At 64.3% G+C, this 21,155-nt stretch carries 19 protein-coding genes; 5 read left to right on the top strand and 14 right to left on the bottom strand.

From position 1 onward, the window contains the following. Positions 1 to 115: 115 nt before the first annotated feature. Together CXY73_RS11490 and CXY73_RS11495 are read right to left on the bottom strand one after the other, a co-directional pair. A complete protein-coding gene (locus CXY73_RS11490; RefSeq protein ID WP_233204648.1) occupies positions 116 to 778 on the bottom strand; it encodes a response regulator transcription factor in 663 nt (220 codons plus the stop codon). A gap of 56 nt (positions 779 to 834) precedes the next feature. Continuing rightward, on the bottom strand, positions 835 to 2,751 hold the full coding sequence (locus CXY73_RS11495; RefSeq protein WP_104136517.1) for a histidine kinase: 1,917 nt from the start codon (positions 2,749 to 2,751) through the stop codon (positions 835 to 837). 124 nt (positions 2,752 to 2,875) lie between these two features. Between CXY73_RS11495 and CXY73_RS21980 the strand changes: the two genes are divergently transcribed. Both CXY73_RS21980 and CXY73_RS11505 read left to right on the top strand, forming a co-directional pair. Next, on the top strand, positions 2,876 to 3,019 hold the full coding sequence (locus CXY73_RS21980; protein ID WP_158253100.1) for a hypothetical protein: 144 nt from the start codon (positions 2,876 to 2,878) through the stop codon (positions 3,017 to 3,019). Between the two features lie 503 nt (positions 3,020 to 3,522). Continuing rightward, positions 3,523 to 3,870, top strand: a complete 348-nt coding sequence (locus CXY73_RS11505) for a CatA-like O-acetyltransferase (protein WP_104136513.1) — start codon at positions 3,523 to 3,525, stop codon at positions 3,868 to 3,870. A gap of 53 nt (positions 3,871 to 3,923) precedes the next feature. Here the strand turns inward: CXY73_RS11505 and CXY73_RS11510 are convergent, their stop codons facing one another. From CXY73_RS11510 to CXY73_RS11520, 3 genes are all read right to left on the bottom strand, one after another. Beyond that, a complete protein-coding gene (locus tag CXY73_RS11510) occupies positions 3,924 to 4,424 on the bottom strand; it encodes an RES family NAD+ phosphorylase (protein WP_369831240.1) in 501 nt (166 codons plus the stop codon). Between the two features lie 347 nt (positions 4,425 to 4,771). Next, on the bottom strand, positions 4,772 to 6,577 hold the full coding sequence (locus CXY73_RS11515; protein ID WP_104177791.1) for an ABC transporter ATP-binding protein: 1,806 nt from the start codon (positions 6,575 to 6,577) through the stop codon (positions 4,772 to 4,774). Continuing rightward, a complete protein-coding gene (locus tag CXY73_RS11520; RefSeq protein ID WP_104136508.1) occupies positions 6,552 to 8,420 on the bottom strand; it encodes an ABC transporter ATP-binding protein in 1,869 nt (622 codons plus the stop codon). The genes CXY73_RS11515 and CXY73_RS11520 overlap by 26 nt, the downstream gene beginning before the upstream one ends. A 588-nt stretch (positions 8,421 to 9,008) precedes the next feature. Here CXY73_RS11520 and CXY73_RS11525 point away from each other — a divergent pair. Continuing rightward, positions 9,009 to 9,698 carry a DedA family protein gene (locus tag CXY73_RS11525; RefSeq protein WP_104136506.1) on the top strand — a complete coding sequence of 230 codons (690 nt, stop codon included), beginning with the start codon at positions 9,009 to 9,011 and terminating at the stop codon, positions 9,696 to 9,698. Positions 9,699 to 9,796: 98 nt separating this feature from the next. On the opposite strand, the gene CXY73_RS11530 is transcribed toward CXY73_RS11525, so the two are convergent. From CXY73_RS11530 to sucC, 6 genes are all read right to left on the bottom strand, one after another. Further along, positions 9,797 to 10,876: a Glu/Leu/Phe/Val dehydrogenase dimerization domain-containing protein gene (locus tag CXY73_RS11530; protein WP_104177792.1), complete on the bottom strand. Its 1,080-nt coding sequence runs from the start codon at positions 10,874 to 10,876 to the stop codon at positions 9,797 to 9,799. A 163-nt stretch (positions 10,877 to 11,039) separates the two neighbouring features. Further along, positions 11,040 to 12,701 (bottom strand): bifunctional phosphoribosylaminoimidazolecarboxamide formyltransferase/IMP cyclohydrolase, encoded by a 1,662-nt coding sequence (purH, locus tag CXY73_RS11535; protein WP_104177793.1) that lies wholly within the window; start codon positions 12,699 to 12,701, stop codon positions 11,040 to 11,042. Further along, positions 12,698 to 13,291 carry a phosphoribosylglycinamide formyltransferase gene (purN, locus tag CXY73_RS11540; protein WP_104136500.1) on the bottom strand — a complete coding sequence of 198 codons (594 nt, stop codon included), beginning with the start codon at positions 13,289 to 13,291 and terminating at the stop codon, positions 12,698 to 12,700. Before purN ends, purH begins: the two co-directional genes overlap by 4 nt. A 10-nt stretch (positions 13,292 to 13,301) precedes the next feature. Further along, entirely contained in the window at positions 13,302 to 14,549 is a 1,248-nt protein-coding gene (locus CXY73_RS11545) for a DUF6350 family protein (protein ID WP_104177794.1), read from the bottom strand. Positions 14,550 to 14,731: 182 nt separating this feature from the next. Further along, the gene (gene sucD / locus CXY73_RS11550) at positions 14,732 to 15,619 is read right to left on the bottom strand and encodes a succinate--CoA ligase subunit alpha (protein WP_104136495.1); all 888 of its coding nucleotides are present in this window, start codon (positions 15,617 to 15,619) and stop codon (positions 14,732 to 14,734) included. Positions 15,620 to 15,628: 9 nt separating this feature from the next. Then, positions 15,629 to 16,798, bottom strand: a complete 1,170-nt coding sequence (gene sucC / locus CXY73_RS11555; RefSeq protein WP_104136492.1) for an ADP-forming succinate--CoA ligase subunit beta — start codon at positions 16,796 to 16,798, stop codon at positions 15,629 to 15,631. A 271-nt stretch (positions 16,799 to 17,069) separates the two neighbouring features. Between sucC and CXY73_RS11560 the strand changes: the two genes are divergently transcribed. Both CXY73_RS11560 and CXY73_RS11565 read left to right on the top strand, forming a co-directional pair. Next, complete coding sequence (locus CXY73_RS11560; protein ID WP_104136490.1) at positions 17,070 to 17,780, top strand: VIT family protein; 711 nt, start codon at positions 17,070 to 17,072, stop codon at positions 17,778 to 17,780. Positions 17,781 to 17,840: 60 nt separating this feature from the next. Continuing rightward, on the top strand, positions 17,841 to 18,251 hold the full coding sequence (locus CXY73_RS11565) for a DUF3054 domain-containing protein (RefSeq protein ID WP_104177795.1): 411 nt from the start codon (positions 17,841 to 17,843) through the stop codon (positions 18,249 to 18,251). A 111-nt stretch (positions 18,252 to 18,362) separates the two neighbouring features. Here CXY73_RS11565 and CXY73_RS11570 read toward each other — a convergent pair whose 3' ends face one another. From CXY73_RS11570 to CXY73_RS11580, 3 genes are read right to left on the bottom strand one after another with little or no spacing between them, the layout of a single operon-like run. Continuing rightward, positions 18,363 to 19,112, bottom strand: coding sequence for an FAD:protein FMN transferase (locus tag CXY73_RS11570; protein WP_233198284.1), 750 nt, complete (start codon positions 19,110 to 19,112; stop codon positions 18,363 to 18,365). 10 nt (positions 19,113 to 19,122) lie between these two features. Continuing rightward, positions 19,123 to 19,671: an FMN-binding protein gene (locus tag CXY73_RS11575; protein WP_233198285.1), complete on the bottom strand. Its 549-nt coding sequence runs from the start codon at positions 19,669 to 19,671 to the stop codon at positions 19,123 to 19,125. Then, positions 19,668 to 21,092, bottom strand: a complete 1,425-nt coding sequence (locus CXY73_RS11580; RefSeq protein WP_233198286.1) for a ferric reductase-like transmembrane domain-containing protein — start codon at positions 21,090 to 21,092, stop codon at positions 19,668 to 19,670. The genes CXY73_RS11575 and CXY73_RS11580 overlap by 4 nt, the downstream gene beginning before the upstream one ends. Between the last annotated feature and the right edge of the window lie 63 nt (positions 21,093 to 21,155).

The following is a 21,155-nucleotide window of genomic DNA, read 5'->3' on the forward strand; positions in this document are numbered from 1 at the left end:
GTTGAACATCTCCACTAAGCACCGGAGGCCCTCCCTTTTTCACCCCCTTAAGTCACTAACGTCATGGCCGAGTACACCTAGGCGACGACTTTGCCGTGCCTCGAGTCGGCGCGACTCAGCGCAGCAGCCCGTTCTCGTAGGCGTGCGCGACGATCTGCACGCGTGAGGTGAGCGACAGTTTCGCCAGGATGCTGCGTATGTGGCTCTTGACCGTCGCCTCGCTGATATAGGCAGCCTGGGCGATGTCCGCGTTGCTGAGGCCGCGCGCGGCGAATAGGAAGACCTCTTTCTCGCGTGCGGAGAGCGCTGAGATTGATTCGGCGCTTGGCTCCCTGTGTCGCTGGGATGTCTGTGCCCGGATAATGTCGGCTGTGTCGGTGGGTGCGATAACCGAGTGCCCGGCGTAGACCGTGCGGATCGACGCGAGTACAAACTCGGGTGTGGTGTCTTTCATTATGAAACCGTCTGCGCCCGCATGGATTGCGCGAACGACCGCTTCATCGCGTTGGAACGTCGTGAGCATGATTACCTTTGGCTGCGCGTCGACAATGGTGGCACAGTCGTCGGAGTTGCATTCACCGATGTCGGGTTTGTCGGGTTTGTCGGGTTTATCGGTGGCGTCCAGGATGCGCGCAGTCGCCTCAATGCCGTCGAGCAGCGGCATCCGGATGTCCATCAACATGACATCCGGGCGCGCCTGGCGAGCAAGAGCGATAGCGGCTTCTCCGTCATAGGCGGCACCGACGAACTGCAGGTCGGGCTGTGACTCAATGAGCATCTGGATCCCAGAACAGAACAGTTGCTGGTCATCGGCAATCGCAACTCGGATGGCTCTCACCGCGAGCCTGCTTCTGCTGCCAACAGGGCAGCTTCCGTTGGCGCCTCGGTTGTCTGTTCGACAACGCACGCTGTCGGCACGAATGCAGTGACCAGGTAGCCGCCCAGTGCTTCATCGTCCACGTCTGCGGTCAGCCAGCCGCCGGCCAGACGTGCGCGTTCGCGCATCCCATAGAGCCCGCGGCAGTGCCCGTGCCCGCGCACGTTCAAGTCTGGGTGTTGCGGGGGCTCCCCGGTAGACGCGACCGTCAAGGCAAGTCCTGGGCCGCGCCAGTCGAGCGTAAGCCGAGCAGAAGATTGGGCTCCTGCGTGTTTGAGTGCGTTCGTCAGGCTCTCCTGCACGATGCGGTACACCGCCAGTTGCTGTCCAGACGTGAGCATGGTGGGGTCGCCGAAGCGGTCGACGGTGATGGTGAGGCCAGCCCCGCGCATCCGCTGGACAAGATCGTCCAGGTTCTCGAGGGTGGGATTCGAGTGGCCGTCAGGATCTTCGACAAGTGACTCGATCAGCATTCGAACCTCGGCCAGCGACGTGCGGGCGGATGCAGCGATTCGTTCTAGGGATTCGCTGATCGCATCCGGCCGTTGCGGGCCGATGAAACGTGCGCCGTCGGCTTGCGCGATGATTACGGCCAGTGAATGCGCCATGATGTCGTGTACGTCCTGGGCGATGCGGTCGCGCTCGCTCGCGACGATCAAGTCGATCTCGGCCGAGCGGAGTTCGTCGACGGTTGCGCCGAGCTTCGCGTCGGCGGCTCGCTTCAATTGCGATGCACGAAGGCCAAAACCGATGAACCAGGCGGCTGCCATGAGGAGTAGACCGACGACGAGGACACCGGCGAAGCTTTTGATGACGTTACCGCCCGAATTTCCAGCGCCGACCCATGACGTCCAGCCGTAGCCGTCGGACAGCGCGGGAACAGTCATAAGCGTCGTAATCACGGCGACATACCCGGCCGCGATCGGCAGAGATAGCCAGCGGATGCGCCGATCTGCGGTCGCACTCACGATCAAGCAGGTGACGAGCACGGCGAAATACACCGGCCAGGTCGTCGAACCGAACCGGGCGGAAATTCCGAAGAGTTGAATCGCAAGCACAACGCCAGGCAGCGCGACCGCAACGCGGGGATAGGTTCGGGCGACGGCGATCGACGCAGCGAGAAGGCCAAGCGTGAAGGGAAACGACGGCCATGGCGAACCGCCGGAACGACCGGCTTCCGCAATAATCCAGAGTACGTAGAAGGCGACGGCGACGGCTGGCTCTAGCACGGGGCGCAGCGGAAGCAGCACCCGTTGGGCGCTGTTCATAATCGGCGACGCAGCGTCACCCCAGCTCGCCCGCAGCGCCGAGCTCACCAAGCGGAGCCGAACCCCGAGGTACCAGAACCCGAACGTGATCAGCGCGGCCACGCCGCCACAAACGAGAAGATCGGGGATCAGTGCAACCGTTGACAGGTGCTTTCCGTTGAGCAAACCATCGATACCGGTTGCGCTGAAGCGGGGAAGGATCAGCAGAGCCGAGACCCCGACCGCGTAGAGGGCTAAGACGAACGGCGCTATCATGCGCATCCGCTTGGCTGCATGGAACCCGACGAGTGTGGCGAAGACGAGCAACATAAGATACGCCGACCAACTGAGCGCACTGAACCGAGCAGGCCAGAAGAGCAGCTGAGCAGCCAGAAGCACACCAACCAGGACGAGCGAAGTGCCGGTTGCAACGCGGGAGAGCGCGATGGCGGCCGCGAAGCCGACCACGAGCACGAACGCGTATGGAGTTGTATACGCGATCATTTCTCCGCGCATCGGGACGAAGCTCACCAAGCGTGTGCTGAACCCGACAGCCCAGATCAACACGAGCGCGATGCCAATTAGCGGCTCGACGAGCCAACGATGATTACTAGAAGCAGGATGCATATTCCAACGCTAGAACCCGCCACGTGGCGTGAATGGCAAATTACGGCAAATTCCTCCCAAAGGATGAGTGGATCTAACCCGTAGGCGGACGACAGAGCCAGGCCCCGGCTGTTTGGCTGGGGTCATGAAAAGTGAAAACACCGCGCCAGCCTGTGGCGCCATCGACCCCGCGGCCATCGCGCTCATCGGCACCTACGCCATCGATCTGACGGCAACGACACACTCGGATATCGCGGTACCCGACACGTTGCCAACCACCGTTTCCTGAGCTGACCACACCTTTGCACTTACTCCTGCGCAGACAGCAATGTCGCACACGAAACGGCCGAAGGTACCGCGGAGCTGAGATTGGAGAGGGCTCCGTAGATATCCTCGCTGGCGAGCTCAGTGCTGACAGCAGCTGTGACGATCATCGACACCGCCCGCTGGTAGTCTTCGTCCGCGTTGTAGTGCACCGTCCCGTAGCCGGCTGGTTCGGTTGATCCGTCGGCGTTGACGGCGATGTTGGTGCCCGGGGAAGCCAGCCATTGGGGGCCGCGGCGGTTGCTGTAGCAGCACCACCCAGAAGCAGCACGAACGTCAGTCCTGCGATCACCGGCCGCCTCCACCACTGCCTTGGGGACGCACTCTCAGTCTCGACGCTGGTCGCGACGTGAAGCCGGGTCAGTTCATCGGCGACACTCTCCGTCATCACCGTCGTGCGTGGGGCGGACCGGTCCAGCAGATCGTCCAGATAATCGGATGTTGGGCTCATAATGTTCTCCTCGAAAGTTGCTTACATCACAGACCTGTCCGGAAAGACGCTCAACGTCTGCGGGAACCATAGAAACTTTCCCGCCCCGTGGAGCAGCTGTCAGTCAAGGCGACGTGCCAGACAACATCTTCGACATCTCCAGTCTGCCCTGGCTGTCGTTCAGTGGATTCGAGCTGAACATCGCCCATGGACACGACCATTACCTGCCTATCTTCACTCTCGGTAAGTACGTCGAGCAGGCGGGGCAGGTCACGCTCCCGTTCGCCTTGCAGATTCATCACGCTTCCGCGGACGGGTTCCATGCCGCCCGCTTCATCAACGAGCTTCAAGAGGTTTTCGACTCCTCTGCAAACTGGCTCGCATAAGTTCAGACACGATTTCCCGCAAGGGGTTCCCCTGACGCTCGGCGTCGAGGAGGTCAGTCGAGAGCCACGCGTGGCGCATCCGCAGAGTTCCACCTGAACAGCGTGAGATGCCAACGCCCAGGGCGCTTGCGAGAAGGATCGATGAGGCCAGTCGCTCCGAGACCCTCCAGCCGCCGGCGAACCTTCCACGACGCCGGCTCGCCGCCGTTTTTCACAATGTCCTGCCAAGGCGCGACTGCGTCTGCAAGGTTGACACCGGCCACAAGGAGCACGGCCGGGTCTCGGAGATCGACGATGTTACGGGCCTCCACGTGAAATTTGAGCAAGACCAGCTCGCCGACACGACCCTGAGCATGGGCGATCGTTGCCGCGTCGACTCCCTCGGGAGATGAGCTCAAGTACAGAGTCCGTTGATTCAGTTCTGAGTACCTGCCGGCCAGACGCGAACCAAGAAGCGCCGCGTCTTGATGCGCAGCGTTTACGGCACGATAGAAAGATCCAGACACGCAGGACCAAACATCACCTACGTGTTCTACCAAGGGTTCACCCAACACTGATCACTCCCCAGAACGTCTCGCTTGACACCCTTCCGACGGTACCGGACGCACCGTTCGCCACGGCCGTCCCATACGGGGTTCCGCTGGAGGCACATGTCGTGGCCGCCGCGCCGCCGACAGCGTCAGTGGCTCTGGTGCGCTGGAGGTCCCGCTTGTGGGATTCATTCTCTGGGCCACGACATTTCGTCCGGCCCGGCATGTCACCTTCTTTGGGCGCCCAGTAGCCTGAGGGCATGTCCACCGCTCAAATCACCTCAACGCAACGTCGAATTTGGATTTTCGGAATTATCTACAGCCTGGCAATTCTCGGAAAGTTCTACTCCCACACCGCCGTCGGGCGTGCACTAGACCAAGGAGTCGCGCCAGGCGGCGTGCATGGTCGCGAAGCGGCCGGTTCCAGAGATGAGGTCGTACGGGGTGCCGTCTTCCACGATGCGGCCGTGTTCCATCACGAGCACCCGATCGGCGATCGCGACCGTCGACAGGCGGTGCGCGATGATCACAGCCGTGCGGTCGGCCAGCAGGGTCTGCAGCGCCTCCTGCACGAGCCGTTCGCTTGGAATGTCCAGCGACGACGTGGCCTCATCGAGGATGAGTACCGCCGGGTTCGCCAGGAAGGCCCGGGCAAACGAGATCAGCTGGCGTTGTCCCGCTGACACTCGCCCACCACGCTTGTTCACGTCGGTGTCGTACCCGTTCGGCAGACTCTCGATAAAGTCGTGAGCACCGACGGCGACGGCGGCGGCGCGAATTTCCTGCGTCGAAGCATCCGGTTTGCCAATGGCGATATTCTCGGCGACCGATCCACTGAACAGGTAAGCCTCCTGGGTAACCATGACGATCGCTCGCCGCAGGTCCTTGGGATGCAGGTCGCGCAGGTCGACGTCGTCGAGCCGCACCCGGCCATCCGTTGGATCGTAGAAGCGGCTCATGAGCTTGGCGAGGGTGGATTTGCCGGCTCCGGTCGACCCGACCAGGGCGATGGTCTGCCCGGCCGGAATGTCGAGGTCGAAGTGCGGAAGAATCTCCCGATCGACCTGATAAGCGAACTGTACGTTGTCGAAGCGCACCCGCCCGCGGGCCTCCCAGAGGTCGACCGGGGTGATCGGATCTGGCACACCTGGGCGTTCCTCGAGCACGCCCGAGATCTTCTCGAGCGCCGCCGCAGCCGACTGATAGGAGTTGTAGAACATCGCCATCTCCTCCATCGGATCGAAGAACCGGCGGGTGTACAGGAGCGTCGCGAGCAGCGCGCCGATGGCGAGCTGGCCGTCCGCCACCCGAAAGCCACCGACCAGCAGTACGGCAGCGACCGTCACGTTACCGATCAGCACGAGCCCCGGATCGAACACTCCGAACAGCTGAATCACGCGCGCGTTGACCATGCGGTAGCTCTCGACGAGCTTGCCGAACACCGTCTCGTTGTGCTTTTCGGTGCGAAACGCCTTCACTGCGCGAATGCCGGTCATGGTCTCGACGAACTTCACGATCAGGCTCGCCGAGGCGACCCTCGACTGCCGAAACAGGCTTTGCGAACGCACCTGAAACCAGCGCGTGAGAATAACAAGCGGTACCAGCGCGCCAAGCAGCACCAGTCCGCTGGTGCCGTCGAGCAGGACGAGCGCGATCGCCGTGAACGACATATAGAGGATGCCCTGCACCAGCTGGTTGATGCCCGAGTCAAGCAACTCGCGAATCGCGTCGAGGTCGCTGGTCTGACGCGAGATGATGCGGCCGGAGGTGTACGACTCGTGAAACTCGAGGCTGAGCTTCTGGGTGTGCAAAAACACCCGCTTGCGCAGGTCGATGAGCACCGCCTGGCTGATGCGGGCCGACAGCACCGTGTACCAGGCTATGAGCAGCCCGCCCAGCACCCCGGCGACGAGGTAGATGCCGCCGGTCGCCGCCAGTGGCAGCCAGTCTTGCCTCAGCAGGGCTGGCAACCCGCGGTCGATGCCAAAGGCGATCAGCGCCGGGCCGGAGACCTGGGCGGCGGTCGAGACGACCACGACCAGCATGGCGAGCACGACCTTGGCGCGCACCGGAAACAGCAACGAGCCGAGCAGCCGCAGCGAACGGGCCCGAATCTGCTTGCTTTCGGCCTTAGTGAAGTCGTGGCGTTCCTCACCGTTTACTCCGGTCACACTCACAGCGCCCCCCCGCTCGGTTTGATTCTCTGCGTTCTTCGTCTTCGAGGCTGGAGATAACGAAGGTGTAGTGCGGCCTCGTACGAAGCAGCTCCGAGTGAGTGCCGACCGCGGTGATGCGGCCGTTCTCGAGCAGTGCCACCCGGTCGGCGAGCATGACCGTCGACGGCCGGTGTGCCACGATGAGCGCGGTCGTGTCGACGAGCACCTCGCGCAGCGCGTTTTCGACCAGCGATTCGGTGTTCACGTCGAGCGCCGACAGCGGATCGTCCAAAATCAAAACGGATGGCCGCGCCGCGACCGCCCGGGCCAGCGCGAGGCGCTGCCGCTGACCACCCGAGAGGCTCATACCCTCCTCACCGACGAGGGTGTCCACGCCGAGCGGCAGGTCGTGCACGAAACCGGCCTGCGCGATCTGCAGGGCCTGCGCGAGCGCAGCATCCGCTTCGAGAATATTTTCGGAAAGGTCGGCTCGCCCGAGCAGAACGTTGTCACGAACGGATGCCGAGAACAGCGTCGCATCCTCGAATGCCATCGCCAGGTGACTGCGCAGTTCCTCGCGACTCAGTGCCCTCACGTCGACGCCGTCCAGCGTCACAGCGCCCGCGGTCACATCGTACAGGCGGGTCGTGAGCGCGGTCAGGGTGCTTTTGCCCGAACCGGTGAGACCGACCAGGGCCATCGTCTCCCCCGGTTCGAGCACGAGGTCGATGCCGTCAAGCAGGTCGGGAAAGCGCTCCGGCGAGTCCGGGTAGCGAAAGTGCACGTTCTCGAAGGCGAGTCGACCGAGCGGCGTGGTCAGGGTGGACGGCTTCTCCGGGTCGGTGATCTCGTTCGGGGTGTCGAGAATGTCAAAGAATCGATCGGTTGCGGTGCGCGAGTCGAAGGTCATCGACAGCAGAAACCCGATCGACTCCACCGGAAACCGCAGCACGGTCGCGGTCGCGAAGAACGCTAACAGCTCGCCACCGCTGAGGTCGCCCTGGCTGGTGAGCCAGACGCCCGTGACGAGGCAGAGCGCGAACGCGACGTCGGGAACGAGCAGCAGCCAGAGCCAGATTCCGGCGATGGCACGCGCTTTCTCGATTTCGGTCCCGCGCAGGCTTTCGGCCTGCACGGCGAAGTTTTTCAGCGCGAACGAGCCGCGTCCGAACGCTTTGAGTACGCGAATGCCATGTACCGACTCCTCGACGGCGGTCGCGAGGTCGCCGGTCTGATCCTGGCTGCGCCGCGCGATCACTGAGTACTTCTTCTCGAAGACATAGCCGTAGATCCAAATCGGAATGGAACAGACGACGAAGATCACGCCGAGCAGCCAATGCATCCAGAGCAAAATAGCGACGCCGACGACGATGGTGAGAAAGTTGACGACGAGCAGCACTAGTCCGAACGACACCCAGCGGCGAATGAGGTTGAGGTCGCTCACGGCACGCGAGAGCAGCTGGCCACTCGGCCAGCGGTCGTGAAAACTCACCGGCAGGTCCTGCAGCCGGGCATAGAGATGGTTACGCATGCGCGCCTCGATGTGGGTGCCGGGGGTCAGCACGAACCAGCGGCGCAGGGCGATCATGATCGCCTCGAGCACGCCAAGACCGAGCACGATCCAGACCGCCGTCCAGATTTGCGAAGGGCTGCCACCGCTCCCCACCTGGTTAAGTGGGCCGTCGACGAGCCAGGCCAGCACCTGGGGAATGGCAAGAGCTACGAGCCCGGCCAGCAAAGCCGAGACCATGCCGAGGTAGATGCGCGGCAGGGCCGGCTTGGCGTAGGGGTAGAGCCGTTGCAGGCTGCGGAACGTACTGGCGCGTGCTTCGGGCGGCGGTACAAGTGGAGCGGTGGTGGTCATGGTCCAGTCCTGATGATGGTGCGGCTGCGCCCCGCGCCCCCGGATTTCAGAGTGCGCGATGCAGCGAATGTCTGTGGTCGCCAGACCGAACAGTACCGGCGACGGGGAAATTGCAAACGACGACGCTCATCGGCGTGCTACGAACGCGTCAGCGAGGAGTAGCGGAGCGCCCAGCGGTCGTGATGAACGGATGCTGACGGGACAAGACCGATGCAGGCGTCGACACCCGGCCGAGTGCGACGAGAAGGCGGCTAGTCGACGAGGGACGCAGTTGCGGCGTGGTCCGGGGCACAGGCGCCAAAGTGAGCGCCGTCGTTCGCAACCAGTGCGAGCGTGATCGGTGCTGTCTTTGTCATGTCTGCCTCCTGGGCGCCTAAAAGTTATGTGTATCTCATGCCCCCGGATCAGGCAGCCCTCCAGAATATGGGAAAACAGGGGCAGAAGGCAAGGATTTTCTGGCGCGGCGGCATCCGTTCGCCGCGCGTCGCCCACTCGGCAAGTCACAGGTGGGTGTCCCGTAGTCTGGGGGCAACGTCTATTGCGGGCGTTCCTATTTCTATGCCATCGCGCGTCCCGAAAGGATTCTTCATGCTGCCCACCCTGTTTGGAATCGATTTTCTCGACTCGGAGTGGCTGATCCATTCGTTTGGATCGTTCGTTCTTCTGGGCGTTGCCGTGGTTGTATTCGTCGAGACCGGCTTCATCGTGCTGTCGTTCCTGCCGGGTGATTCGCTGCTGTTCACTGTGGGGTTGCTCACCGCGACCGGGGTGGTACCGCTGCCGATCTGGGTGACCTGTCTGGTCGTGTTCGCGGCGGCGTTCGCCGGCGATCAGCTCGCCTATGTCATCGGCCGAAAAGCGGGGCCAGCGGTCTTCTCACGGGAGAAGAACCGGTTGTTCAACCCGAAGAACGTCGAGCGCACCAATGCCTTCTTCGCCAAGCACGGCGGTAAGTCGATCATTTTGGCCCGTTTTCTGCCCATTTTTCGGGCCTTTGTGCCGGTCGCTGCCGGCGTCGGTAAGATGCGCTACCGCAGCTTCGTGACCTATAACGCGATCGGTGCCTTCGCCTGGGGAGTCGGCCTCACCCTGATCGGCTACTTCCTCGGCCAGTTCGCGTTCGTCGCCAAGTACTCCGAGTTCTTCATCATCGGCATCATTTTGCTCTCCGGCATTCCTATTCTCACGGAGCTGGCCAAGGCTGCCCGCACGACGCTCAAGGAGCGCCGGGCTGCAGCTCGGGTGCTGCCGACCATCCCGGCCGAACTGCGCGAATAGGGCCCGCGGCACCGCGCGCACGCCCGCTCTTGGCCAGGACCCGCACTGCTCGTGGGCGCGGTCCTGACAGGCCAGGGCGGGGTCGCGAGGTGAACGCACTACCGGGCAGCGTCCAGGCGGGCAGCGGCGAGCATCTCGGCGGCCGCGAGTGTCGTGATCTCGCTCGCGCGGGCATCCGTGAAGATCTGCGTCAGCACGTTGCCGATAGCGGCGACGCGGGCCGTGATCTGGCCGAGGTCGGCGTTCGGCTCGCTCGCCATGGCGAGGTAGACGACGCCCCCGGCGTTGACGACGAAATCCGGTGCCCAGAGGATGCCCCGCGCGTCCAACTGGGCCGCTCCGGCGGGCATGGCGAGTTGGTTGTTGGCGGCACCGCACACGCCCAGCACGTTCAACTCCGCGATAACGCCGGCTGTCAGCACGCCGCCAAGGCCGCACGGCACGAACAGGTCGGCGTGCACGCGGTGCGCGTCAGCGACCGACACCCAGCTGGCGCCGAGCTCTTCGCCCAGGGCACGCTTTTCGGGGTTGATGTCCGTGACGGTGAGCGTTGCGCCGGCCGCGGCGAGGGCTACAGCGAGGCGTCCGCCGACCTGTCCGAGTCCGGAGATGACGAGGTGGCGGCCACGTACTTCTCGGCTTCCGAACAGCGCCTCCAAGGTGGACTCGATGCTCGCGTAGACGCCGGCCGCCGTGGCATCAGCCGGTTCGCCGACGCCGCCGCTCGCAGCGGGCAGCCCGCAGACATGGTTCGTGCGTTCTGCGACGATCGCCATGAGTTCGGCGCTCGTGCCGACGTCTTCGGCGGTCATGTAGGCGCCATGCAGGCTCTCGATCGCGTCTCCGAGGTCGAGCATTGCAAGGCGCTTCTCGGCATCGGTAAGCACCGTGCCGAGCGGTAGGTAGATGACCGATTTGCCGCCGCCGAGGCCCAGACCGGCGGCCGCGTTCTTGAGGGTCATGGCGGCAGAGAGGCGCAAGGCGTCGGCCACGGCGTCGGTCCAGGTGGCGTACTGCCACAGGCGCGCACCGCCGAGGGCTTGGCCGAGCCGAGTGGAATGAACAGCCACCGTAATCAGTAGCCCGGAGCGCTCTCCCTTGGTGATCAGCACTTTCTCATGGGAAAGCGGAATCTGCGCGAGAGAATCGAGGGCGGCGGCTGGGTGCGTGAGGGTCATGGAAACTCCGTTGTGTCGGGCCTTGTGAGCCGAGTGCGGTGGCGCCGTTGTGTGGCGTCGCCTCAAATAGGATAACTGGCACGCGCTTCGGGGGGAACACCTGCAGGGCCCGGGTACGCAAAAAGCACCCTGACTGCGAGATTCAGGGTGCTCTTCGCACGATCTAATGGAAGAAGTGGCGCTCTCCGGTGAAATACATAGAGACTCCGGCCGCGGTGGCTGCGGCGATGACTTCGGGGTCGCGCACCGATCCACCGGGCTGCACGACAGCCTTGATTCCGGCTTCGAGCAGAACTTCGAGCCCGTCAGCGAACGGGAAGAACGCGTCAGAGGCGGCGACCGATCCCTCGGCCCGCTCGCCGGCGCGGCTCACGGCGAGGTGACAGGAGTCGACCCTGTTGACCTGGCCCATTCCCACCCCGACGGATGCCCCGGCATGCGCGAGCAGAATGGCGTTCGACTTCACGGAGCGGCAGGACTTCCACGCGAATTCCAGGTCGGTGCGAGTGGCGGCATCCACTTCGGGGCCGGCGACGAGGGTCCAGCCGGCCGAGCTGAAGTCTTCGAAGCTGTCGGTCTCCTGCACGAGCAGGCCGCCCGAGATCTGGTGCAGTTCGAGCGAGGAACGCTCGTAGTCGGCCGGCAACTCGAGAAGGCGAATGTTCTTCTTCTGGGTGAGCAGGTCGACCGCAGCCGGTTCGAATCCGGGGGCGACGAGCACCTCGGTGAAGATTCCGTTGACCGTTTCGGCCATGGCGAGCGTGACGACTCGGTTCGCAGCGATGACGCCGCCGAACGCGGAGATCGGGTCGCAGGCGTGCGCGCGCAGGTGGGCTGAGGCGATACCGTCCGGCGCGTTGGGCTTGGCGATGGCGATTCCGCACGGGTTGGCGTGCTTGACGATGGCGACGGCCGGTTCGCTGAAGTCGAAGGCGGCGCGCACAGCGGCATCCGCATCGACGTAGTTGTTGTACGACATTTCCTTGCCGTGCAGCTGTCGTGCCTGGGCAATACCACGGCCACCCTCGCCGACGTACAGAGCGGCGGCCTGGTGCGAGTTCTCGCCGTAGCGCAGAATGGCTTCGCGGGTGACCTCGATGCCAAGTCCCCCGGGGAACGGCGCCTCGTCCTCGTCCTCGTCCGCTGCAAACTCGACGTCCTGGTCGAGCGCCTCGACGTCGTCCTGCCACTGGTCGTAGACGTTTTCGGTGAACCAGGCCGACACGCTCAGGTCGTAATCGGCGGTGTGCTCAAAGGCGAGCGAGGCGAGCTTCTGGCGCAGTTTGAGCGTCGAACCGCCAGCACCGACAGCCTCGATGATCTCACCATAGCTGGCCGGGTCGACGACGATGGCCACGTTGGCGTGATTTTTAGCGGATGCCCGCACGAGCGCCGGTCCGCCGATGTCGATCTGCTCGATCACGTCGGCCGGTTCGGCACCGCTCAGTGCGGTTTCAACGAAGGGATACAGGTTGACGATGACGAGCTGGAAGGCCTTGATGCCGAGCTCTTCGAGCTGTGCTTCGTGTGTTTCGAGGCGCAGGTCGGCGAGGATGCCGGCGTGCACGCCGGGGTGCAGGGTCTTGACCCGGCCGTCGAGCGATTCCGGAAACCCGGTGACGGCCGACACGTCGGTCACGTCGTAGCCGGCGGCGCGAATCGTGGCCGCAGTGGATCCGGTGGAAACGATTTCGACGCCATCCGCTTTGAGGGCGGCGGCCAGTTCGAGTAGGCCGGTCTTGTCGCTCACAGAGATGAGTGCGCGCTCGATGCGGATCTTGTCCCGGTTACGGTACGTGTTGGGCGCGTTGGTGTGTCCACTCATGCTTTGGAGCTCTCCTTGAGGTTCATGTGTCCGTTTGCGATGTCGAGCACGGCCTGGATGAGCAGGCGTCGTTCGACGATCTTGATGCGATTCTGCAGAGAAGTTTCAGTGTCCCCTGGCTCGATGTCGACGCGTTCCTGCACGAGAATGGGGCCCTCGTCGACGCCGTTATCGACGACTATGATGCTCGCGCCAGTCTGTACGGCACCGGCGGCGAGGGCGTCACGCACGGCGTGTGCGCCCGGAAATTCGGGCAGGTAGGCCGGATGCGTGTTGATCAGGTTCGGCGATAGCGCGGCAACGACGCGCGGCGGCAAGAGCCGCATCATGCCGCTGAGCACGACCAGGTCGGGCTGCCACTGCTGAATCTGCGCGAGCAGTTCGTCGCCCCAGGCCGCCCGGTCTTTGAACGACGAGAAGGGAACGGAGAAGGCCGGGATTCCGAATTCGATACCGAGCTCAAGCCCGTCGGCGTCGCGGTCGGCGCCGATCGCGATTACTCGCGCCGGAAATTCGGCATCTTCGGACACCTCCAGCAAGGCTCGCAGATTGGATCCTCCGCCGGAGATCAGCACGACAATAGACAGCACGGTTCTGAGCTTACCGTTTGGCAGGGAGCCCCGACGGGACTCGCACCCGGCCGGCCAGCATGCCAAAGGCCGCAGCGACACTGATTTCGGCTGCGGCGAGCGCGCCGACCAGCAGTGGATTCGGGCCGACCTCAACGAGGCGGCCCGGGCCCATCGCGCCAGCCGACCACCAGGCGAGCAGCCCGAGCAGCACTCCGGCGATCACGCCCATGCCGAGCCCGGTGAGAATGTGTTCGAGTGTGGTGCGTTCGGGCACGCCGGGGCGATCCAACCGTTGCCGGGTCACGACTGCGAAGGCGAAGCCGATCAGCACCGGAACAAGCAGCCCGAGAAATCCGTAGGCCGGCGTGCCCTGCGGCAGCGCGCCGAAGATGGGTAGTCCGGGCAGAGTGCCCACCACTGTGCCGATCGGCGAGACACTGGTACCGACTCCCATCGCAATTCCCGGGCCGATGAACCAGGCTGCGGCCCAGACCACGAGGTTGGGAATGAGCGCGAGTTGCGCGAGCGTGATCGTGGCACCGCCGAGTACCCCGGCCTGCACCGCCTCGTACAGCCCGATGATGGTCGCGTAGTTGATGGCCACGAGCACGGTCACGGTTACGGCCGACACGATCAGCACCCCGGCAGCGGCAGCGGTTCCACCGCGCAAGGCCCCGGCAATCACGATGCGGGTGGTTTGCGGCAACCTTCGATACCACGAGCGGATGCGCCGGCTCACCGGATCCAGGCGCTCCGCCGCTTCCACGGTCTGGCGCCGCCCCAGTTCCGTCCCGATTACGACGCCGGCCGCATAGATGAGCGTCGGCAGCAGAAGCCCCTGCAGCTGGTTGGGCGTGACCGTCTTCGAGACGGCGGACAGGGTCACCAGCGCGGCGAGGATGGCGTAGGTGCCTACGGCGACGCCGACGCCGGTCCAGCGGTGCGGGGTTTCGGCGGCGCGACGGCCGGTGTGTATGCCCATGAGCACCGAGAGCATGGCGAAGCCGAGCGGCACGACGGTGATCAGAAAAGGAGTGTCGGCACCGGCCAGGCCGAGCGCGGCGGCAACGTCGGGGCCGAGCTGCACCGTGAGGTCGACACCGTTGCCGAGCAGCCAGATATCGGCCGCGGCCCGCCAGAAGACGAACCACTCGACCGACAGGCCGAAGTGGGCGGCCCAGAGTGCGGTGAGCGGCACCATGCCGATGCCGATGCCGATGGCGACAACAAGTAATGCCTCAAGAGCGGCGAGCAGGGCGGTCGTTATGCGGTTCATCCGTTGCGAGCCTATATCGCCCCGGTGACAACGCGGGCCACCCACGCGCGAACTCCTGCGTCGTCTCGTGGCGTGAGCCGGGCATCCGCTCGAAATCGCCGCGGTTGTGCACGCCGACTTTGCGCCCACCGATGGCAAAAGGGGCCCGCCGGTCACCCGGCGAGCCCCCTCAAATGTCCTACTTACAGTGCGGCGAGTGCCTCGCGCAGCAGGTTCGCAGCCTCGCTCGGCGTCTTGCCGACCTTGACTCCGGCGGCCTCGAGGGCCTCCTTCTTGCCCTGGGCGGTTCCGGCTCCGTCGGAGACGATGGCACCGGCGTGGCCCATGGTCTTGCCCTCTGGAGCGGTGAAACCGGCCACGTAGCCGATGACCGGCTTCGTGACGTGCGCCTTGATGTACTCGGCGGCCTTCTCTTCAGCGTCGCCGCCGATTTCGCCGATCATGACGATGGCGAGCGTCTCCGGGTCGTTCTCGAAGGCTTCAAGCGCATCGATGTGCGTGGTGCCGATGATTGGGTCGCCACCGATACCGATCGCTGTGGAGAAGCCCAGGTCGCGCAGTTCGTACATCATCTGGTAAGTCAGGGTGCCCGACTTGGAGACGAGACCGACCGGGCCCTTGACGGTGATGTTGGCCGGCGTGATGCCGACAAGCGCCTCACCGGGCGTGATGATGCCGGGGCAGTTCGGTCCGATGATGCGGGTCTTGTTGCCCTTGGCGATGGCGTAGGCCCAGAACTCGGCCGAGTCTTGCACCGGAACGCCCTCGGTGATGATGACGAGCAGTGGAATCTCGGCGTCGATCGCTTCGATGACCGCGTCCTTGGTGAACATCGGCGGTACGAAGATGATCGACACGTCGGCGCCGGTCTTCTCGACAGCCTCTTTGACCGTGCCGAAGACGGGCAGCTCGACGCTGCCGTGCACGACGGTGGTGCCGGCCTTGCGGGCGTTGACGCCACCGACGACCTGGGTACCGGCCTTGAGCATGAGGGCAGTGTGCTTGGTGCCCTCACCCCCGGTGATGCCCTGAACGATGACCTTGGAGTCCGTGTTGAGGAAGATTGACATTGTTGTCCCTTACTTCGCTGCGTGGGCGAGTTCGGCGGCCTTGGCGGCGCCCTCGTCCATGGTGGCGGCCAGTGTTACGAGCGGGTGGTTCGCCTCGGCAAGGATGCGACGACCCTCCTCGACGTTGTTGCCGTCGAGGCGCACCACGAGCGGCTTGTTGGCGGCAGAGCCGAGCTCGGCGAGCGCGCCCACGATGCCCTTGGCGACAGCGTCACAGGCGGTGATGCCGCCGAAGACGTTGACGAATACGCTCTTGACCTGCGGGTCACCGAGAATTACGTCGAGGCCGGCAGCCATGACCTCAGCGGATGCTCCGCCCCCAATGTCGAGAAAGTTGGCCGGCTTGACGCTGCCGAAGTTCTCGCCGGCGTAGGCGACAACGTCGAGGGTTGACATGACGAGTCCAGCGCCGTTGCCGATGATGCCGACTTCACCGTCGAGCTTGACGTAGTTGAGGCCGGCGGCCTTTGCCTTGGCTTCGAGCGGGTCAGCCGCGGCAACGTCCTCGAGCAGGGCGTGCTTGGGGTGACGGAAGTCGGCGTTCTCGTCGATCGTGACCTTGCCGTCGAGGGCGATGATGTCGCCCTCTTCGGTGAGGACGAGCGGGTTGACCTCGACCAGGGTCGCGTCTTCACCCTTGAATACGTTGTAGAGCTTGACGAAGACCGGAGCGACCTTGTCGACGAGCTCTGCCGGGAACTTCGCGTCGATCGCGATCTGCTTCGCGACGGCGAGGTTGATGCCGACTGCGGGGTCGACGGCTGTGTAGGCGAGCGCTTCGGGCTTCTCGACGGCGAGAATTTCGATCTCGACGCCACCCTCGTAGCTGGCGAGCGACAGGTAGGAGCGGTTCGACCGGTCCAGCAGCACGGAGAAGTAGAACTCCGCCTTGATGCGGGCTCCGCCGGCCACCATGACGCGGTGCACGGTGTGGCCCTTGATGTCCAGGCCCAGGATGCCCCGGCCTGCGGCTTCGGCGTCATCCGGAGTCTTGGCTACCTTGACGCCGCCGGCCTTGCCGCGGCCGCCGACCTTGACCTGCGCCTTGACGACGACAACGCCGCCGAGCTTCTCAGCTGCTGCACGCACTTCGGCGGGGGTGTCCGCGATAATGCCCGGCAGAACCGGTACACCATATTCCTCAAAGAGGTCTCTCGCTTGGTATTCGTAAAGGTCCACGCTGCTCTTCCAATCCGCGTCGTGGCGATCACCTGCCGGTGCCGATAGATCGCTACATGATGGGTAAATGAGATTGTTGGTAACAGCAGTCGTTGCCGCAAAATAGCTCGACATCAAGACATACCGACCATCTAAAACTCTATCGCGTGAATCAGGCGTCGAGTCGCACCCCAAATCCGCGTCCCCCGCGCCGAGTACCCGCGCCGAGTACCCGCGCAAGGCTAGCCACACCTTGCTGGACCAAGCCGCTACACCCTGCCTATTCTTATCCATGACCAATTTGTCTCAAGCGGTGGAACCACACGCCGCCGGCCTCGCCTCACGGTTGAACTGGCTGCGCGCCGGAGTTCTCGGCGCGAATGACGGCATCGTCTCCGTTGCCGCCCTCGTCGTCGGTGTCGCCGCCGCGACCACAGACTCCCACGTCATCCTCATCGCCGGTGTCGCCAGCCTGCTCGCCGGCGCCATCTCGATGGCGCTCGGCGAGTACGTCTCGGTGAGCAGCCAGCGCGACTCCGAACGCGCCCTGATCGCCAAAGAAACCTGGGAACTTGAGAACGAACCCGACGAGGAACTCGCTGAACTCGCCGGCTTCTACCAGGCCAAGGGACTGTCGTCCCAGACTGCCCAGCAGGTGGCAATCGAACTCACCGAGCACGATGCCCTCGCTGCGCACCTCGAGGTCGAGCTGCACATCACCGAGCAGGACGTATCCAATCCGTGGCACGCAGCGTACGCATCCGCTATCGCCTTCACCGTCGGCGCCGCGCTCCCCCTGCTCGCAGTGCTGCTTCCTCCGGCCGAATGGCGCATCGGCGCCACGTTTGTCGCGGTGCTGATCGCCCTCGTCATCACCGGTTGGCTCAGCGCGCACCTCGGCAACAGCCCCAAGCCGCGCGCGATCGCCCGCATCGTCATCGGCGGAATCCTCGCCCTCGCGGTGACCTATGTGATCGGCGCACTCATCGGCGGCAGCGTCTGATCAAGCTGGGCTCACAGCCAACTCCGGGTTCCGAACCTACCGGGTGGATAGGCTAAAAATATGGCATCACTGCGTATCGGAGCTGGCCCCATATCGCGATCATCGATCATCACGGCGGGCGCTCTCGACGCGATCCTCGTGCTGGCTTTCGCTGCGATCGGCCGATTGAGCCACGGCGAGAGTCTGGCCGGACTCGGCGTGACCTATTGGCCGTTCCTCGGCGGCCTGATTATCGGCTGGCTCCTGCTGCGTGCCTGGCGACACCCGCGCCGTATCATCTGGACCGGCGTCGGCATCTGGATCGCCACCGCAGCGGGTGGCCTCCTGCTGCGCCTCGCCAGTGGCCAGGGCGTTCAACTCAGTTTTGCGATCGTCACGACCATCGTGCTCGGCCTGTTTCTCCTCGGCTGGCGTGCCCTCGCCGCGCTCCTGCGCCGCTCCGACCGCCAGCGGATGCCCACCGCGTCCTGATTTCAGGATCAGCCCGCCCTGCACGCGAGCGCGGTTGATTCGGACCCGCGGTGCCGTCGCGTCACGAGACGACCAAACGCCACGGACCAACTCACTTCTACGCAAAATCGCCTATACAGTCCGCCTCAGTCCCGGAGTCGCGAGCAACTGGCCGTCAAGCCGCACCGCGAGTACGTCGATGGCGAAACGCTCGGTCATCTCGTTCAGGGTCGTCTCTCCGCCTGCCACGATCGCCGTGGCGAGTACGTCGGCAGTGACGATATCGGCCGCGAACACACTCACCTGTCGAAACGGTGACGGGTCACCGTTCAGGGCGGTCCAAATGTGTTCGCCCCGTTCCGCGCTGCCCGAGGTTGCCACAGCCCGAAGCGGATGCCGCAACGGCACGCTCGCAATCAGCTCACCACGATCGGATGGATCGACGATCCCCACACTCCATTCGGGATGCCCGGCATCCCCACTGACCAGGACATCACCGCCAGCGTTGATCGACCAATTAGCCGAGCCGCGCGCCGTCAGGGCTGCTCCGGCTTCGGCGATGGCGAGCGCCTTGACCACGCCCGAGAGGTCGATGACGCCGTCGGCACGATGTGGTGTGAACACACCCTGGGTGCGTTCACACCAGTGCAACGCGAGGGCGTAGCAGGCGCGCAGACTCTGACTCGCCTCAGTCAAACGGATGTCCCCGCGCGCGATGCGACTCAGTTCCGAGTCCTCCCGGTACAGGCTGAACTGCTCATCCCAGCGATGAAACACCGTCTCGACCAGGTCAACGGCATCAGCATCTTCCAAGCGCAGACTCACGACCGTCCCCATCGTTGCAAAGGTGAGCGCCGGCATCCACTCATAGTCCCCGCCCACAGTCGGCACCCTAGAATCCGGCCGTATCGAGCGCTGATTGCAGCGACCGCAGGTAGCCCTCGCTCGTGTACGTGGCACCGCTGATGTTTTGCACCTTCGCGGACTGCGCGGCGAGCACCTCGGAGCGCAGAATCGGCGCGGCCTGGTTACTGATATCGACCGATCGGCCGCCACGATTGGTCAGCTGCAGCGGGGTGACCTCGATGATCGCGCCGTTGGCGACGGTTACCGACACCTGCATGTTGCCGAATTGGGTCTGCACCACCGCGCCGGTGAAGGTGCCTGACTCCGCTGCGGCCTGGGCCGCTGATGCGGCAGCGGCCGTCGCGGCCGTTGCGGCGGCCTGGGCTGCGGCGGCGGCATCGGCAGCGGCCCGGGCGGTGACTGCGGCCTGCGCCGCGGCATCCGTTGTGGCGGTCACGGTTGCGGCTATCGCGGTGCCGCCGCTGGACGCCGTCAGGCTCTGCGAGGCGTCAATCGCCTGGGTTCCCAACTGCCACCCGATGCCGACGATCGAAACGGAGGCCAGGGTGGCCAGGGCTACCGCGCGTGCTCTCACCCGTCAAACCTTTCGTAGTGGATTTGCTTCTTGGGTATCCCGCCGGAGCGGGCGTCGCGCACGACGGCGTCGGTCCAGGGTCGGGGGCCGCAGATATAGATGTCGGAGCTTTCGAGTTCGGGCACGATCGTGCGCAGGGAGATCCCGTCCCGGACGGCATCCGCTGGAAGCCAGGTGCTCACTCCACTTGGACGTTTACCGGCGATGATGCGCAGCTCAACGCCGCGTACCCGGCACAGGTCGGTGAGTTCGTCGACCAGGTAGGTATCGCCCAGGGAGTGCGAGCGAATCAGTACGGTGGCGTTGCCCGGCGCGAACGACACCGTTTCGAGTAGGGAGCGAATGGGCGCGACGCCGATGCCGGCGGCGATCAGCACCACCCGGGGCGAGGTTCGCGCGTTCTCGGTGAACAGTCCATAGGGGCCTTCGAAGCTGACCCGGGTGCCGCGTTTCAATTGAGGAAGCTGCTGCGAGGCATCGCCCAGGCCGCGAACGGTGATGCGCAGTCCGCGTTCACTCGGCGCTGACGACAGGGAGAAGGGATGCGCCTGCCACCAAAGTCCATCGGCCCAGAACCGCCAGACGAAGAACTGTCCGGAGGTCGCCCGGAGTTTGTCCAGTTTTCGGCCGGTCAAGGTAATTGAGACGACGCCCGGAGCGACGGCGTCCACTCGGTCCACGACCAGGCGGTGGCGCAACGACCGGGTGACCGGCAACAGGAATCGGAACACGATGATGGAGCTGGCGACCATTGCATACAGGGCTAGCCAGTAATACCGGGCGATGGCGCCCTCACTGAGCAGACCACCGACGCTCAGCTGGTGCGGGATGGCGACGAGTACCGAGAGGTAAGCGAGCAGATGCACGGCGTGCCAGGCTTCGTAGCGAAACTTGCGGCGCACCACCACGAGCGAGGTGATGACGATACCAATCATGAGCCCGAGGCCGAGAAAGGCGAGCGGCATGTCGGGCAGGGTTGTGAACATGTTCCAGGTCTCGGCCACCACATTGACGTTTTCGGCGAGCGCGTAGCCGGTGATGAGCAGTGCAGCATGGCCGAGGATGAGGTACAGGGCCGGCTTGCCGAGCGACTGGTGCACGGCCATAGCTTGATCGTGCCCGAAGGCGCGGTCGATCGGGGGGAGCCGAGCGGCCAGCACGAGCATGACGAGCAGCAGGTCGGTTCCGATCAGACCCGCGACGATTCCAAGGGACGTGAACGCGTCGGCGGCGGTGCCGAACTTGGCTGCTCCCCCATCGGCGAGAAAGATGGCAACCACGATGGCGACCGAGGCGACACAGAGAATCTGCAGGCTGTCGGCGAGACGCATCCGCTTCTTATAAGCGGGGTGCGGCGAGGTCACCCGCGGGGTGTTCACGGGCGCGGTGCCGATTTGAGTGGTGCGCGTGTCGAGGCTCATGAGTAGAGCATCGGGCGGGCGTCCCTCGAACAGCTATCGAGAGCCTGTGAACAGCCTGTGTGT

Origin of the sequence: Cryobacterium sp. Y50 (genome assembly GCF_002929805.1) — a bacterium.
Taxonomy (GTDB): domain Bacteria; phylum Actinomycetota; class Actinomycetes; order Actinomycetales; family Microbacteriaceae; genus Cryobacterium.